Annotated in this window: 15 protein-coding genes, 1 tRNA gene and 1 pseudogene; 9 read left to right on the top strand and 8 right to left on the bottom strand. The window is 73.7% G+C overall.

The features are described 5' to 3' along the window. Positions 1–8: 8 nt before the first annotated feature. Both RNC47_RS29990 and RNC47_RS29985 read left to right on the top strand, forming a co-directional pair. Positions 9–356: an SCO5918 family protein gene (locus RNC47_RS29990; RefSeq protein WP_311603226.1), complete on the top strand. Its 348-nt coding sequence runs from the start codon at positions 9–11 to the stop codon at positions 354–356. Between the two features lie 292 nt (positions 357–648). Next, on the top strand, positions 649–993 hold the full coding sequence (locus RNC47_RS29985; RefSeq protein ID WP_311603224.1) for a MerR family transcriptional regulator: 345 nt from the start codon (positions 649–651) through the stop codon (positions 991–993). A gap of 184 nt (positions 994–1,177) precedes the next feature. Here RNC47_RS29985 and RNC47_RS29980 read toward each other — a convergent pair. From RNC47_RS29980 to RNC47_RS29970, 3 genes are all read right to left on the bottom strand, one after another. After that, positions 1,178–1,251 (bottom strand) — tRNA-Lys (locus RNC47_RS29980). A gap of 50 nt (positions 1,252–1,301) precedes the next feature. Beyond that, positions 1,302–1,658 (bottom strand): hypothetical protein, encoded by a 357-nt coding sequence (locus RNC47_RS29975; RefSeq protein WP_311603222.1) that lies wholly within the window; start codon positions 1,656–1,658, stop codon positions 1,302–1,304. A gap of 71 nt (positions 1,659–1,729) precedes the next feature. Continuing rightward, complete coding sequence (locus tag RNC47_RS29970) at positions 1,730–2,650, bottom strand: phosphatase PAP2 family protein (protein WP_311603219.1); 921 nt, start codon at positions 2,648–2,650, stop codon at positions 1,730–1,732. A gap of 177 nt (positions 2,651–2,827) precedes the next feature. On the opposite strand from RNC47_RS29970, the gene RNC47_RS29965 reads away from it, so the two are divergent. After that, positions 2,828–3,433, top strand: a complete 606-nt coding sequence (locus tag RNC47_RS29965; protein ID WP_311603217.1) for a histidine phosphatase family protein — start codon at positions 2,828–2,830, stop codon at positions 3,431–3,433. Positions 3,434–3,455: 22 nt separating this feature from the next. On the opposite strand, the gene RNC47_RS29960 is transcribed toward RNC47_RS29965, so the two are convergent. Both RNC47_RS29960 and RNC47_RS29955 read right to left on the bottom strand, forming a co-directional pair. Beyond that, positions 3,456–4,220: an SDR family oxidoreductase gene (locus tag RNC47_RS29960; protein ID WP_311603216.1), complete on the bottom strand. Its 765-nt coding sequence runs from the start codon at positions 4,218–4,220 to the stop codon at positions 3,456–3,458. After that, positions 4,217–5,248 (bottom strand): zinc-dependent alcohol dehydrogenase, encoded by a 1,032-nt coding sequence (locus RNC47_RS29955; RefSeq protein ID WP_394814910.1) that lies wholly within the window; start codon positions 5,246–5,248, stop codon positions 4,217–4,219. The genes RNC47_RS29960 and RNC47_RS29955 overlap by 4 nt, the downstream gene beginning before the upstream one ends. A gap of 196 nt (positions 5,249–5,444) precedes the next feature. Between RNC47_RS29955 and RNC47_RS29950 the strand changes: the two genes are divergently transcribed. Continuing rightward, entirely contained in the window at positions 5,445–6,761 is a 1,317-nt protein-coding gene (locus RNC47_RS29950) for an L-fuconate dehydratase (RefSeq protein ID WP_311603214.1), read from the top strand. Here RNC47_RS29950 and RNC47_RS29945 read toward each other — a convergent pair. Continuing rightward, complete coding sequence (locus tag RNC47_RS29945) at positions 6,725–7,483, bottom strand: FadR/GntR family transcriptional regulator (RefSeq protein ID WP_311603212.1); 759 nt, start codon at positions 7,481–7,483, stop codon at positions 6,725–6,727. The two genes, RNC47_RS29950 and RNC47_RS29945, sit on opposite strands and share 37 nt — an antisense overlap. Positions 7,484–7,668: 185 nt before the next feature. Between RNC47_RS29945 and RNC47_RS29940 the strand changes: the two genes are divergently transcribed. After that, positions 7,669–9,015: an MFS transporter gene (locus RNC47_RS29940; protein WP_311603211.1), complete on the top strand. Its 1,347-nt coding sequence runs from the start codon at positions 7,669–7,671 to the stop codon at positions 9,013–9,015. Positions 9,016–9,043: 28 nt separating this feature from the next. On the opposite strand, the gene RNC47_RS29935 is transcribed toward RNC47_RS29940, so the two are convergent. After that, positions 9,044–10,447: a hypothetical protein gene (locus RNC47_RS29935; protein ID WP_311603209.1), complete on the bottom strand. Its 1,404-nt coding sequence runs from the start codon at positions 10,445–10,447 to the stop codon at positions 9,044–9,046. Between the two features lie 180 nt (positions 10,448–10,627). On the opposite strand from RNC47_RS29935, the gene RNC47_RS29930 reads away from it, so the two are divergent. Together RNC47_RS29930 and RNC47_RS29925 are read left to right on the top strand one after the other, a co-directional pair. Next, positions 10,628–11,023: a hypothetical protein gene (locus RNC47_RS29930; RefSeq protein WP_311603207.1), complete on the top strand. Its 396-nt coding sequence runs from the start codon at positions 10,628–10,630 to the stop codon at positions 11,021–11,023. A gap of 328 nt (positions 11,024–11,351) precedes the next feature. Beyond that, positions 11,352–12,215 carry a spermidine synthase gene (locus RNC47_RS29925; protein ID WP_311603206.1) on the top strand — a complete coding sequence of 288 codons (864 nt, stop codon included), beginning with the start codon at positions 11,352–11,354 and terminating at the stop codon, positions 12,213–12,215. 39 nt (positions 12,216–12,254) lie between these two features. Here RNC47_RS29925 and RNC47_RS29920 read toward each other — a convergent pair whose 3' ends face one another. Then, complete coding sequence (locus tag RNC47_RS29920) at positions 12,255–12,722, bottom strand: hypothetical protein (protein ID WP_311603204.1); 468 nt, start codon at positions 12,720–12,722, stop codon at positions 12,255–12,257. Positions 12,723–12,754: 32 nt separating this feature from the next. Here RNC47_RS29920 and RNC47_RS29915 point away from each other — a divergent pair, with 32 nt between their 5' ends. Continuing rightward, complete coding sequence (locus RNC47_RS29915; RefSeq protein ID WP_311603202.1) at positions 12,755–13,462, top strand: response regulator transcription factor; 708 nt, start codon at positions 12,755–12,757, stop codon at positions 13,460–13,462. Further along, positions 13,459–14,850, top strand: a pseudogene (locus RNC47_RS29910) (ATP-binding protein); the annotation flags it as partial. The gene RNC47_RS29915 and the pseudogene RNC47_RS29910, both read left to right, overlap by 4 nt. Between the last annotated feature and the right edge of the window lie 616 nt (positions 14,851–15,466).

Below are 15,466 nucleotides of genomic sequence, written 5' to 3'. Positions count from 1 at the left end.
GAGGTCTCATGCGTTGCATCATCGCCCGCTTCCCGTTCGACCTGACCAGGAGCCAGGTGCTCGAAGCGATGAAGGGCGTCAAGCCCGAGCCGGTCACCGGTGAGTCCGTGATCATCGGCCGCCGCCAGTACCCGGTGAAACAGGTGGGGGAGGTCGTCACCCGACAGGACCGCCGGGACTTCAGTGCCGCCGAGGTCACCCGGGCCATGAGGGCCCTCGGCTTCACCTGCCGGCCCCCCGCCTCGGCGCCCGCCGACGCCGCCGCCACCCCACTCCAGAGGGCCTCCGCGATGCTTGGCACCGGGGACCGGAGTCCAGGAGCTGGCGCTGCAGAAAATCTGCCATGGCGACAGTAGACATTGCCGGGCCGTGGGGTTACTGTATCTGTCGTACCCAGAAGTCGAAGTAAGGAGCAGAGCGCCATCAGGATCGCCCGGGTGAGGAGGAAGTCCGCCCGGGTACCGTAGGCCCCGGATTGGAAGGTGGTCCCCGGTCACGCATCCGCGATCCCCGCAGCCCCGCCCTCCTGGGTGGTGCCTGCGGATACAGAAGGCCGGCGCGCTGAGCCGGTAGATGGTGTTGAAAGCTCGGGGCCCGGGCGCCGCATGGCGCCCGGGCCCCCCGACGCGTCCCCGGAAGAAGAGGTCTATGCCCCCTCGCAGTACCCGGCCCGCCGACAACCTCGATGACGACGACTATCCCGCCTACACCATGGGGCGGGCCGCCGAAATGCTCGACACGACTCCGGCCTTCCTCCGCACCCTCGGCGAGCACCGCCTGATCACCCCGCTGCGCTCCGAAGGCGGCCACCGCCGCTACTCCCGCTACCAGCTGCGCATCGCCGCCCGCGCCCGCGAACTCGTCGACCGGGGCACCCCCATCGAGGCCGCCTGCCGCATCATCATCCTCGAGGACCAGCTCGAAGAGGCCCAGCGCATCAACGAGCAACTGCGCGCCCAGGGCCCGGAGCCGCCGTCGAAGGCCTCCGCCTGAGCAGGACGCCGGGCGCGAGCCCGGCCCGCGGCCGGTACGCACCGCACGACACCGAGGACCCCGGAGCGTCTGCCGGGGTCCTCCGCCGTGTGAGACCAACTGCGGGCTCCCGGGCGCCGGAGGCGTGCCTCACAAGCGGAGAGGCCCCCAGCAACCTCTCGGCTGCTGGGGGCCTCCCATCAGGTGCGCCGCCAGGGACTCGAACCCCGGACCCGCTGATTAAGAGTCAGCTGCTCTAACCAACTGAGCTAGCGGCGCCTGCTGACGTCGTAGACTCTAGCACCCCGATCCGACGGAACAAAAATCGGTTAGGAGGGGCTCTCGGGACGGCGTCGCAGCAGCTCACGACCGAACTCGATCATCTTGACCGCGTAGTCCTCGGTCCACCCGGCGCGCTCCGCGACGGCCGCCGCCGGCAGCCGGTCGAAGCGCCCGGGATCGGCCAGCCGGGCGGCCGCGATCGCCTGAAACTCCACCGAACGGTCGGCGGCGGCCTGGAACGCCACCGCGAGCTCGGTCGCCCGGTCGAGCAGTTCGCCGGGCTCGGTGATCGACTCGAGCGCGAAGAAGTGCTCCTCGTCCTGCTGCTCGGCGGGCGGCTCGAAGAACAGCGCCGCCGGGCGCCGGTACCGCGGCGGCTCGGGCGCCTTGCCGGAATCGGACATGCGGACGCTCTCCTTACCTGGACTTGCCTGGACGTGCCTGGCCTCGCCGGACCGACCGGCCGAGGCCGGTCTCAGGACGGCGGCGCCAACTGCTCCCGCCGCGCCGCTCCATTGTGCCGTGACGTTCCGCCGAGCCGCCTGTGTTCGGGCAGCCACTCGGCGGCCCTGCCGTCCCGCGGCCGCGGCGGCCTGACGCCCTCGGCGCCGGCCGGCCGGGCCGCCTGCTCCGCGCCCGGCACCGGGTCCGACCAGCCGAACCGCCGCCGCACGTGGTCCGCGAGCCGCAGCAGCGGGCGGGCCAGCAGCAGCCCGATCACCATCACGCCGGCGCCCGCCACGGCGTCGGTGAAGTAGTGGTTGGCCGTGCCCATGACCACCATGGTGGTCATCAGCGGGTAGCCCACCGCCAGGGCGCGCACCAGCGGGGTGCGGGCGCCGTAGTGCCACAGCGCCACGCCGCACCACAGCGACCAGCCGACGTGCAGGCTCGGCATCGCCGCGTACTGGTTGGTGAAGTCGCCCATCCCGCTGGGCGCGCTGGCGTCGTCCGTCCACCAGCCGTACGCCGCGTACTGCGCCAGGCTGTCCACGAAGCCGTAGTCCCCGGGCAGCAACCGGGGCGGGCTGGTGGGCAGCAGCGTGAAGCCGGCCAGGCCGAGCAGCGTGGAGACCAGCAGCCAGGTGCGCATCAGCCGGTAGTGCGGGGGCCGGCGGCGGTAGAGCCAGAGCAGGATGGCCGGCGTCACGATGTAGTGCAGCGAGGCGTAGGCGAACGACGAGGGGACGCCGATCCAGGCCTCCTGCGTGAACAACTCGTTGAGCGGGACCTCGGGGTGCAGCCACAGCGCGTTCTCCATGCGGAGGATGCGCAGGCCGTTGTCGACCGCGGTACCCACGTTGCCGCGGGCCAGCAGCCGGGCCACGGTGTAGGCCCCGTAGACGACCACGATCAGCAGCAGCTCGGTCCACCAGCGTGGCCGGTCACGGGGCATGCGGACTCAGACTCCCCACTCGCGTCGGCTTCATGTCGGGTTCATGTTCTCGGCGTTTCACGGTCTTGTGATGAACACCACCGTAAGCCGAGGCACGGGGGGAAGGACGCCTGGGGAGCCCTCCCCGGTTGCGTGCGGGATGATGAGTGACAGATGAGACAGACGGAGAGGACGGTCATGGCAGCGCGCATCGTGTTGGTCCGGCACGGGAGAACCGCCTGGTCGGTGTCCGGCCGGCACACCGGCCACACCGACGTGCCGCTGCTCGACGAGGGGCGCGCCCAGGCCAAGGCGCTCGGCGCCCGGCTGCACCAGGCGCCGTGGCACGGGCTGCCGGGCGCCGAGGTGCGCAGCAGCCCGCTGTCCCGCGCGCGGGAGACCTGCGAGCTCGCCGGGTTCGGCGACCGCGTCACCGAGTGGGACGCGCTGCGTGAGTGGGACTACGGCGACCAGGAGGGCCTGACCACCGAGGAGATCCGCGCCCGGCGCGGCGGGGACTGGGTGATCTGGCGCGACGACGTGACCGGCGGCGAGACGATGGCCGAGCTCTCGGCGCGCGCCGACGCCGTCGTCGCCTGGGCGCGCGCGGCCGAGCGCGACGCGGTGCTCTTCGCGCACGGCCACGTGCTGCGCGCCATCGCGGCCCGCTGGCTCGGCGAGGACGTGCGCTTCGCGGCCCGGCTGCGCCTGGACGCGGCCGCGCTCTGCGCGCTGTCCTGGGCCTACGGCGAGCCGGCCATCGAGCGCTGGAACGACACCGGCCACCTGGAGGTCGGCGGCTGATCCGGCGGGTGCCGGGAGCGGGTCACCGGCCGAGCCAGCCGCCGTCGACGGGCAGCACGACCCCGGAGACGTAGTCGGACGCGCGGCTGGCGAGGAAGACGGCCGCGCCGCCGAGGTCGTCCGCCGCGCCCCAGCGGCCGGCGGGGATACGGTCGAGGATGGCCCGGCTGCGGTCCGGGTCGTCCTGGAGCGCCCGGGTGTTGTCGGTGGCGATGTAGCCGGGCGCGATGGCGTTGACATTGACGCCGTGCGGGGCCCACTCGTTGGCCAGGGCCTTGGTGAGGCCGGCGATCGCGGACTTCGAGGCGGTGTAGCCGGGCACGTTGATGCCGCCCTGGAAGCTGAGCAGCGAGGCGGTGAAGATGACCTTTCCCCGGCCGCGCTCCAGCATCGACCGGCCGACGGCCTGGGTCAGCGCGAACTGGCTGGAGAGGTTGACCGCGATGACGTGGTCCCAGAGTTCGAGCGGATGGTGGGCGGCGGGGGCGCGCTCGATGGTGCCGGCGTTGTTGACCAGGATGTCGACGCGCGTCCCCGCCAGCCGCTCGGCGAGCTCGGTGACCGCCGCGCGGTCGGCGAAGTCGACGCGCAGGCCGGTGAACGCGCGGCCGGCGGCGGCGACGCGGCGCGCCACCTCGCCGCCGTCGGGCTCCATCGAGGCGCTGACGCCGACGATGTCGGCGCCGGCCCGGGCCAGGGCCTCGGCCATGGCGAGGCCGATGCCGCGGCGGGCCCCGGTGACGACGGCCGTCCGGCCGGTGAGGTCGAAGGGTGTGGTCTCGCTCATGCCTCGGCTCCCGTCGCGGCCACGTCGATGAGGACCTTCATCGCCTGCCCGGCCTCCAGCGTGGCGAAGGCCCGCGCGGTCTCGGTGAGGGGCTCGACGCGGCTGATGATCCGGTCGGCCGGGATCACGCCGCTGGCGAGCAGCTCCACGGCGTGCTCGAAGTCGGCGCGCCGGTAGACGCGGGCGCCGAGGATCCGCAGCTCGCGCCAGAACACCCGCTGCAGGTCGACCGGCCGGGGTTCCGGGTGGATGGCGACGACGACGAGGGTGCCGCGGACCTTCACGAGCTCCGTGGCGCCGAGGACGGCCGCGGCGGCGCCCGAGACCTCGAAGACGACGTCGGCGCCGGCGCCGCCGGTCCACTCGGTGACCCGGGCCACCAGGTCGGTGGAACCCGGGTCGAGCACCGCCAGGCCGAGCCCGGCGACCGTCGCGCGCCGCCCCGCGTCCGGCTCCACGACCACCACCTCGGCGCCGACGTGGCGCGCGACCAGGGCGATCAGCGCCCCGATCGGGCCGCCGCCGAGGACCACGGCACGGTCGCCCGGGGCGAGTTCGGCGCGGCGCACGTCGTGCACGGCCACCGCGACGGGCTCGGCGAGCGCCGCGTGGTCGAGGCGCAACTCCGGTGGCAGGGCCACGAGGTGGTCGGCCCGCACGTTCCACAGCCGTTGCAGGGCGCCGGGGGAGTCGAGCCCGATGAAGGTGAGGTTCTGGCAGACGTGTTCGTCGCCGGCCAGGCAGGCGGGGCAGGTGCCATCCCATTCGAGCGGCATGACCGTGACATGGTCGCCGACGCGCCAGCCGGTGACGCCCTCGCCCAGGTCGGCGACCACCCCGCTCATCTCGTGCCCGATGACGGCCGGCACGCGCACCCTGGCGTCCATGGCGCCGTGCAGCACGTGCAGGTCCGTGCCGCAGATCCCGGTGTAGGCGACGGCTATCCGCACCTGTCCTGGCCCCGGCGGCTCGGGCTCGGTCTCGCGGATGCCGATCTCGCGGTTCCCGAGGTAGTTGGCTGTCAGCACCGGATGGGCTCCCCTCGCGTACGTCGTGGTCCGTGCAGCGGGCAGCGTACACGAGGAACCGGCCGATACATCAGATGAATCAGGGAAACTTGTCCGGTGCTTGCGCGGGGATTGCCTGATGGGCTGGCTCTGTACTCGGCGAGTCATCGGATCTATGCTGCGAGGCGCACCGTTATGCCCCCAGAGTGGAGAAGTGATGGCCCGCATCGTCAGCGTCCAGGCGACCGACGTCCGGTTCCCGACGTCCCTGACCCAGGACGGCTCCGACGCCATGAACAAGGACGGCGACTACTCGGCCGCCTACGTCGTCATCAGGACCGACGACCCGGCGCTCTCCGGGTACGGGTTCACCTTCACCATCGGCCGTGGGAACGACGTCTGCGTGCTCGCCGCCGAGCAGCGGGGGCTGCCGCTGGTCGGGATGAGCGTGGAGGAGGTCGTCGCCGACCTCGGCGGCGTCTACCGGCACCTGAAGTCCGACTCGCAGCTGCGCTGGCTCGGCCCGGAGAAGGGCGTCGAACACCTCGCGATGGCCGCCGTGATGAACGCCGTGTGGGACCTCGCGGCGCGGGTGGCGGGCAAGCCGCTGTGGCGCCTGCTGGTCGACATGACGCCGGAGGAGCTCGTCGACGTCGCCGACCTCAGCTACCTCTCCGACGTGTTGACCAGGGACGAGGCGGTGGCCCTGCTGGCCGAGCTCGCGCCGACCAGGGAGGCGCGCGTCGCCGAGCTGGCCGAGACCGGCTACCCCTGCTACACCACGAGCGCCGGCTGGCTCGGGTACTCGGACGACAAGCTGCGGCGGCTCTGCCAGGAGGCGGTGGACGCCGGCTACCGGCACGTCAAGCTGAAGGTGGGCGCCAACCTCGACGACGACATCCGCCGGCTGCGCATCGCCCGCGAGGTCATCGGGGACGACGCCCAGCTGATGATCGACGCGAACCAGGTCTGGGACGTGCCGCAGGCCATCGAGTGGGTGGGCGCGCTGGCGGAGTTCAGGCCGCTGTGGATCGAGGAGCCCACCAGCCCCGACGACGTCCTCGGCCATGCCGCGGTCCGCAGGGCCGTCGCGCCGATCGGCGTGGCGACCGGCGAACACGGCATGAACCGGGTGCTGTTCAAGCAGATGTTCCAGGCCGGGGCGATCGACTACTGCCAGCTCGACGCGGCGCGGCTGGCCAGCGTCAACGAGATCCTCGCCGTCTATCTGATGGCGCGGAAGTTCGGCGTGCCGGTCTGCCCGCACGCCGGCGGCGTCGGCCTGTGCGAGCTCGTGCAGCACCTGTCGATATTCGACTACGTCGCCGTGTCCGGCACGCTGGAGGACCGGGTGACCGAGTACGTGGACCACCTCCACGAGCACTTCGTCGACCCCTGCGTCGTCGAGAACGGCGCCTACACCCTCCCGAGCCGCCCCGGGTACAGCGCGGAGATGCGCGCGGACTCGGTGGCCGCCCACACCTACCCGACGGGCGCCTACTGGGCCGGTGCCGCCGGCTCCTCCGGCGCCTGACCGGCGCCGGGGCCCAGGCTCGCGGTGAGGTACTGCTCGACCGCGAGCAGGTGCACGCCCATCCGCAGCCGGGACGCGTCCGGGTCCCCGGTCCGCAACGCGGCCAGGATCGCCCGGTGTTCGCGGTGGGTGACGAGCTCCGTGCCCTCCTCGTTGATCGCCCGCCACAGCCGCGCCCGGACCGTCCGGCTGGCCAGGGCCTCGATCAGCGCCTCCAGCGTCGCGTTGCCGCAGGCGCCGGCGATCACCCGGTGGAAGGCGATGTCCGCCTCCATGACGGCCTCGTGCGAGGCACGGCCCGGGCCGCTGAGCAGCTCGTCCATCGAGGCGAGGATCTCCTCGGCGGCGGCCAGCTCGGCCTCGGTGACGCGCAGCGCCGCGCGGCCCGCGGCCTCCACCTCGAGCACCCGGCGCACGGACTGCAGCTCGATCACGCTCTCCGGGCGCTGCAGGTCGACGAGGAAGGTCATCGGGCTCATCAGGATCCGCGGGTCGAGCGCGGTGACGTAGGTGCCGGCGCCCTGCCGGGTCTCCAGCACCCCCGTCACGGTGAGCGCGCGCACCCCCTCGCGCAGCGAGCTCCGCGACACCCCGAGCAGGGCCGCCAGGTCCTTCTCGACGGGCAGCCGGGCGCCGGCGGCCAGCTCGCCGCCCATGATCATGCGCTTGATGCCGTCGACCACCACGTCGGTCTGCGATCGAGCCTGGTTACCGCTTGTCACAGCCGCCACCCTACCGCGTATTCGTCAGACGACTCGGCGCCCGGAGAATCGGAAACGTCAGATGAAGGCGCCCCGAATGCGGTAACTACTCGGCGGTAACCGTTGCATCCGGCCGCCAGTCATCAGATGATTCGGCTCCAGTTGGCACCACCCGCACTACCTGCACCATGACGAAGGAGTCGACGATGACGAAGACACAGCAGCGGTCGACGCGACCACCCGCCGGGGCCACGCGGGTGCGCTGGCTGATCATCTGGGTCGCCTTCGTCGGTCTCTCCATCAACTACCTGGACCGGGCCAGCCTCAGCGTTGCCCTGCCGTTCATGGGCGAGGAGTTCGAGCTCAGCGCCACCCAGGAGGGCCTGGTGTTCGCCGCCTTCTTCTGGGCCTACGACGCCTGCCAGCTGGCGGCCGGCTGGTACGTCGACAAGGTCGGCCCCCGGCGCTCCTTCACCCTGGCCGCGATCTGGTGGTCGGTGTTCACCGCCCTCACCTCGCTGGCCCGCGGCTTCTGGTCGCTGCTGACCGTCCGCTTCCTGCTCGGCGCCGGCGAGAGCCCCGCCCCCAGCTCGGCCGCGAAGGTCACGGCCACCTGGTTCCCCACCCAGGAGCGCGGCTTCGCCACCAGCGTCTGGGACTCGGGAAGCCGCGTCGGCGCCGTCATCGCGCTGCCCATCGTGACCGCCATCATCGCCGTGTTCAGCTGGCACGCCGTCTTCGTCGTCATCGGCGCCCTCGGCGTCGGCTGGGCGCTGGTGTGGTGGCGGATCTACCGCGACCCGCGCCAGCACCCGCGGGCCAACGCCGCCGAGGTCGCGTACCTGGAGGCCGGCGGCGCCCGCACCGCCGAGACCGACCCGGAGGACGCGCGGCGGATCCCGTGGCGCTCCCTCTTCCGCTACCGCACCGTCCTCAGCATGATGTTCGGGTTCTTCTGCCTCAACTCCGTCATCTACTTCTTCATCACGTTCTTCCCGTCCTACCTGGTCGACGAGCGCGGCTTCGACCTGCTGGAGCTGGGCTTCTTCGGGGCGATACCCGGCATCTTCGCCGTGTTCTCGGGGTGGACCGGCGGGCTGCTCGCCGACCGGGCGATCCGCCGCGGCGTCTCCGTCACGCGGGTGCGCAAGACGGTGATCGTCGGGGGCCTCGCCGGCGGCTCGGTGATCATGTTCGCGGCGCTGGTCCCGGAGGCGTGGATGGCCCTGGCGCTGCTCTCCCTCGCCTACGGCAGCCTCACCGTCGCCGGCACCGGCATCTGGTCGCTCCCCGGCGACGTCGCGCCCAGCTCCCGGCACGTGGGCTCCATCGGCGGCCTGCAGAACTTCGCGTCCAACTTCGCCGGCATCCTCTCGCCCATCGCGATCGGCGCGCTGGTGGACGCCACCGGTTCGTTCGTCGTCCCGCTCTTCGTGATCGGCGGCATCGCCCTGGTCGGCGCGCTCAACTACCTGCTGGTCATGGGCAGGATCGAGCCGATCAGGCTGACCGGGGACGAGCGCGGCGCGCCGCGGCAGCCGGTCGGCGCCTGACGGGCCAGGGGCGCCGACCGTGGCGCGCTCAGCCGGCCGCCCACTCGGCGCGGCGGTCGAGGAAGCCGGCCACCGTCGAGTCGTGGCGGGCCGGCCGCAGCCGCGCCGCCAGCGCGTCGAGCATCGTCCTGATCCGCCCCGAGCTGACCTGGCCGAGCAGGTCGACCGCGCGCCCGGCGTGCGCGGCGGCCTCCTCGGGCCGGTCCGCGGACACCAGGTGCTCGGCGTGCTCCACCGAGTACAGCGCGATGTTGCGCGCGAAGTGCGGCGTGCGCAGCGCCGCCGTCACGGCCTCGGACGAGGCCGCGGCGGCCCGCGCCCACCTGCCGAGCGCCGCCCAGCAGCCCGCCCGCTGACTGGCGAACTCGGCGTCGCCGAAGAACGACATCCACTCCGGCGCCGCCTCCGCCGAGCCGTGGCCGCGCTCGAAGGCGGCCACCGCCCGGGAGAGCGCCGCCTCGGCGCCGCCCCGGTCGCCGAGCGCCGCCCAGCCGCCGGCCTCGCGCAGCGCGAGCAGCGCGGTCAGGTGCGGCAGGCCGAGCGCCCTGGCCGCCTGCTGCCCGGCCTGCGCGGCGCGCACCGCCTCCCGCGGGCAGTCCGCGTCCCTGGCGAGGAAGGCGGTGTTGCAGAAGGCGTGCGCCTCCAGTGCCGCGTCGCCGCCCACCCGGGCGGTGGCCAGGGCCTCCGCGTAGTACGAGCGTGCTTCGGCGAGCCGGCCCGAGTCGTGGGCCAACCAGCCCACGGAGATGGCCAGTTCGCCGGCGCCCGACTGCAACCGGTCGTTGACGGCGGCCCGGCGGGCGCCGGTGTCCACCAACTGGTAGGCCGAGCGCAGGGCTTCCCCCGCCACCCGGAAGAGCGTGTCGGCGCCGTGTCTGTCGTCGAGCAGCCGGATCTCGGTGACCTTCCGGTGCACCCAGGCCGCCTCCCGCTCGCCGGGACGGCCGCCGCCGGCGGCCGCCGCCGCGGTGCCGGCGGACAGGGGGGACAGCGGGGTGGTCAGGCTCGCCACGGCGGCGGGACCGCCGGTCATGAACGCGCGACGCAGCACGTCGCCCTCCTCCGGGTCGTCGGTGATCGGGGTGGGGTGCGCGGGGTGCGGGGAGCGCGGGCGCGGGCCGGTGGAGCCGGAGTCAGGCCCTGCGCCCGCTCGCCGGCCACGAACCGTCTCGCGGGATTCGAAGCCCAGATCGGCCAGCGAGCGGCCGGGGAACATATGAAGGAATACCCGTTCGTACGCGTAGTTAGGGCAGCGGATCTCGCCCGCTTCCACCCGCCCGACGTACCGGGCGTCACAGGAGACCCGTTCGCCGATCTCACGCGCCGCGCGCCGCACGGCCGCCGCGAACTCGCCGGGGGACAACTGCCCCCGCAGCTCCCGGAAAAGCCGGTTGGGACCGGCCGGGCGGGACGCGGATGGTGACGTCGCCATGCGCGAGACCGTACCCGCTGGTGTGGTGTCACTACGGCAGGTTTCTCTACAAACCGGATATCTCACCCGTGATCTGCCATGAACTGCCAACCATTTCAGCGGTGCCAGGCCGTAGCCGTTGACGCGCTACGGCCGTTGTACACCGCGACCGACCGACGAAGCGCGAGGAGAGGAATCCCCATGGCGGACACCGGTGAGGCGGTCCCCTGCGATCTGGTCACCGTGCCGGCGCGCGAGGGTCTCGAAGCCGTCGATCTGCTGCGCCTGCGCCACGGCATCGGACCCGTGCTGCACGACCGCACCGGTGACACGCTCGGCTTCATCGTGCCGCCGGGCACCGCCGAGCGCTGGGACCTGCCGGGCAGCGCGTGCACCCAGACCTACGCCGGCGCCCGCCGCGGCTCCCCGCCGGTCACCGGCACCCGCTGGCTCGTCCCGCCGGACCACGCCGTCCGCCAGGCCACCGAACCCGACCGCCTCCGCGCCGCCCTGAACGAAGCCGTCACCATGCTCGCGGTCGTCGACCGCTGCCGCCCACACCTGCCGACACCCGGCTCCCCACGCCCACCGCTCTGACCCATCGCCGCCGGTCTGCACGGTCCGCTCCTGCTTCCGGCGGCTCGCACCTCCAAGGGCCCCGCGCCCGTGCGGCGGCCAGGCGCGGCGCGCAGCGCACCCGCCGCGCGCTGGGCGTGGCGGCCGGAGGCCGCCTACGCCCGCGCGGTCAGCGCCGCAGCTACGCCGGCCGGCGGCCAGAGGCCGCGCAGCGCTAGCCGCGCGCAGCGCCCCGGCCGCGCGCAGCGCACCCGCAGCGCACCCGCCGCGCGCTGGGCGTGGCGGCTCGCGCCGCCGCGCAGGCCGCGGCGGTGAGGTCGTCGCGGCCAAGGCGTCGCAGACTGTTCGCATGGTGAAGAGGAGATCGCGGCGCGCCGGTGGGCGGCCGGTGGTGAGTGAGGACGTGGGCGGTGGGCTCGCCGAGCTCGTGCCCGACGTGGACCGGCCGCGCGGTTGGCATGTGCTGCTCGACGGCGCCCCGCAGTCGCACGTCGACCTCGACGAGCCCACCCGGCTCGTCTTCGAGTACCAGCGGCGCATCGGCCACGCCATCGACCTCGTCGCGTCCCCCGGCCGGCCGATCGACGTCCTGCACCTCGGCGGCGGCGGCCTCACCCTCGCCCGCTACACGGCCGTCACCAGGCCGCGTTCGAACCAGCAGGTCGCCGAGCCCGACGCCGCGCTCACCGCCCTCGTGCGCCGGGAACTCCCGCTCCCCGACGGGGCCAGGGTCAGGGTCCGCGCCGTCGACGCCCGCGCCCTGCTCGACCGGCTCCCCGAGGACTGGGCCGATCTCGTCATCGCCGACGTCTTCCAGGGCGCCCGCACCCCCGCGCACTGCGCCAGCGCCGAGTTCCTCGACCACGTTCGCCGAGTGCTGCGCCCGGACGGCTGGTACGCGGCCAACGTCACCGACGGCCCGCCGCTCGCCCATCTCCGCGCCCAGACCGCGACGGCCATCGACCGCTTCGCCGCCGTCTGCCTCGCCGTCGAGCCCGCCGTGCTGCGCGGGCGGCGGTTCGGCAACGGGGTGCTGTTCGCCGCCGAAGTACCGCTGCCCGCCGCCGAGTTGACTCGCCGCTGCGCCGGGGACCCGCAGCCGGCCAGGCTGCTCGCGGGCCGCGAGCTCGTCGACTTCACCGGCGGCGCCCCCGCTGTGACCGATGCCACAGCCGTCGCGTCGCCTCCGCCGCCCGACGGATCCTTCGAGTAGGCGATTTTCGGCCGTTGTCGGCAACGCGCTGACGGGTGTTCAGCCCCGATACGTCTGAATTTCCGGAGGCGCGTCCCGCCACGCGCACAACACCGTCACGGACGCCTGCCGCCCCTCCTCATCAGTGAAGATCACGCGAATGAGACCCTCCTGCTCCCGCGTTCTGACCTCCCAGCCGGGCTTGGGGACGGCCGACACGAGCTCGGCCGAGTCCGGACCGATCAACAGAACGACCTCTCCGCCCGTTGTACTGACCGTCTCGATGCCGGACGTACCGGATTCCATGGAGGATTCCGACGATTCGTGGTCGTCCGGTGGCCGCGGACGGCGCGTCGACGAGGCTTCCGGCGGGCCGTCGGAGACGTCCTCGGAAACCTGTACGGCGCGCGGCGGTTCGCTGGCCGCGCCCAGCACCGCGTGCACGCCGAGCCACGCCACACCCACCGCCGCCCCGGTCGAAATCACCCAGGCGGCGGCCTTCCCAACGCGGACCAGAAACCGGTGCATCGGCGTCACTCTAATGGCGTACGGTGCCGCGCATGGCGCATGTGCTTGTTGTGGAGGACGACCAGTTTGTGAGATCCGCCCTTATCCGGCATCTCACCGAGGCGGGACACAGCGTCCGAAGCGTGGGCACCGCACTCCAGGCACTGCGCGAGGTCGCCCAGATCGGTTTCGACGTGGTGATCCTCGACCTCGGCCTCCCCGACCTGGACGGCCGTGAGGCGCTGAAGATGCTCCGCGGCGTCACCGACGTGCCCGTCATCATCGCCACCGCCCGCGACGACGAGGGTGAGATCGTCCGGCTGCTCAACGACGGAGCCGACGACTACCTCGTCAAACCCTTCTCCGTGGAACACCTTTCGGCCCGGATGGCCGCGGTGCTGCGCCGCGCCGGCGGGGCCGGCGGCCAGAACGGCCAGGGCGGCGGGAACGGCGGCGACGGCGTCCTACGGGTCGGCGGCCTGGCCGTCGACCCGCTCCGCCGACTCGCCCAACTCGACGGCGCCCAACTCGACCTGACGAGACGTGAGTTCGACCTACTGGCCTTCCTCGCCCAGCGGCCAGGCGTCGTCGTCAGCCGCAGGGAACTCCTCACCCAGGTCTGGCGCCAGTCATACGGCGACGACCAGACCATCGACGTCCATCTCTCGTGGCTGCGCCGCAAGTTGGGCGAGACGGCGGCCCGCCCGCGCTACCTCCACACGCTGCGCGGGGTGGGCGTCAAACTGGAGCCACCGGCATGAGGTGGTCCCTGATCAGGCGGTTCCTCGCCGTCACCGCCATGGTCGTGGTCGCCTTCGGCGTGCCACTCGGCATGGTGGTCCGGGACGTCGCCTTCGACCGGGCCATCTCGGCGGCCGAACGACAGGCCGCGCTGCTCGCGCCGGCTGTCGTGACCGCCCGCGACGCCGACGAGTTGGAGCGCGCGGTCGCCGAGACCGAGGCCGGCGCCCAGGGCCGGATCACGATCGACCTACCGGGCCGCGACGGCGAACCGCTCGACACCCTGGGCCGCCACCGGGCGCTCCCCGAACTCCTGCACTCCGTCGCCGAGTCGGGCGCGGTCGAGCGGGTCGACGTCGTCGGCGGCGTAGCGCTCGTCCAACCGATCCCACTCGCCGGCGGACGCACCGCGCTCATCGAGGTCTTCGTGCCCACCGAGCAACTCGCCGAGGGCGTCACCGTCGCCTGGCTCGTGCTGGCCGGCGTCGGCCTCGCCCTCGTCGTCTGTTCCGCCGCCATCGCCGACCGGCTGGCCCGCCGCACCGTGATGTCCATCGAGCAACTCGCGGAGGCCAGCCGCGAACTCGGCGAGGGCCGACTCGGCGTGCGGGTCCCCGTGCCCGAGGACGGCCCCGGCGAACTACGCACCGCCGCCTCCTCGTTCAACTCCATGGCCGACCGGGTCGCCGGACTCCTCGCCGCCGAACGCGAGTTGGCCGCCGACCTCTCGCACCGGCTGCGCACCCCGCTCACCGTGCTCCGGCTCAACGCCGCCTCGCTCGGCGACGGCGACGCGGCCGAGCAGACCAGGCACGCGGTCGAGCAACTGGAGGGCGAGGTCGACCAGATCATCCGCACCGCGCGCGCCCACCGCGACGCCGTTCCCGACGGCCGGCCGCGCGAGGTCACCGACGCCGCCGAGGTGATCATGGACCGGATGGAGTTCTGGTCCGCGCTCGCGGAGGACGAGGGACGCGAGGTCAGGGTCGCCGGCGTCGAGGAACCCGTCCCCGTGCCGGTGGCCAGGGCCGACCTGGCGGCGGCGCTCGACGCGATGCTCGGCAACGTGTTCCGGCACACGCCCGAGGGCACCGCGTTCGCCGTCGACATGTACCGTGCGGGCGGGGCCGCGGACGCCGTCATCGTGCTGGTCTCCGACGCCGGCCCGGGCATCGCCGACCCGGAGGCCGCCCTCCGGCGCGGCGAGGGCGACGGCGGCCCCGGCTCCACCGGGCTCGGCCTCGACATCGCCAGCCGCCTCGCCGAGTCCACCGGCGGTGACCTGCGGATCGGTCGCTCGGTGCTCGGCGGTGCCGAGATCCGACTCTGGCTCGCCAGGGACGGCGGCTGGGCCCGGAAGTACCCGGCCCCGACCCGGCGCCGCGGCACGCGACACCGGGCCAGGGGCCAGGCTCCCCTCGCCCCCCTCTCCGGCGTCACCGGCGGAAAGGGTTCCGGGTCGGACTCGGGGAGTCCATGGGAACGAGCCGCGCGTTGGCTCGATCGCCAGATCCTCGCGGGGCGCCGGGCCGCGCCCCCACCACGCCGGCTCCGCCGCGGCCGCCCACCCGCCGCCGCGGCAGCCGCCGCGTCGGCGGCCTCGGGCCGCCGCCCGGCCGCGTCCGCCGCCTCGGCCACGGCGCCGAGCCGGTCGTCCGCGGCGTCGACGGCCTCCGCCGCGGCGCCGAGCCGGCCGCCGGCCGCCGCGTCGGACCGTCCGCCGCCCAGGTCAGCCGTGCCGCGCCGCCCGACCACGGCGGCGCCGGGGCCGCCGCCGGCCACGCCACCCACGCCACCCACGCCGCCCAGGCCGCAGGGGCCGCCACCGACGCAGGCGGCGCAGCCGCAGCCGCAGGCGCCGCGACGGGGGCGCCGGGCCCGGCCGCCGGTCGTGCCACCGATGCCGCCCGCCCCGCCCGCGATCCCCACGCTCCCCCCACGCCCCCTCAGCCCTCCGGGGCCGGTCCGGCCCCCCGACCTCTCGTGACCACCCGCCGGCCGCCGGCCTCGGGGGAGTCGATCCC

Origin of the sequence: Streptomyces millisiae (assembly GCF_031845425.1) — a bacterium.
In the GTDB taxonomy this organism is placed as follows: Bacteria; Actinomycetota; Actinomycetes; order Streptomycetales; family Streptomycetaceae; genus Streptomyces; species Streptomyces millisiae.
The sequence above is the reverse complement of the archived record's forward strand: the minus strand, read 5'-3'. Positions and strand labels throughout refer to the sequence as shown.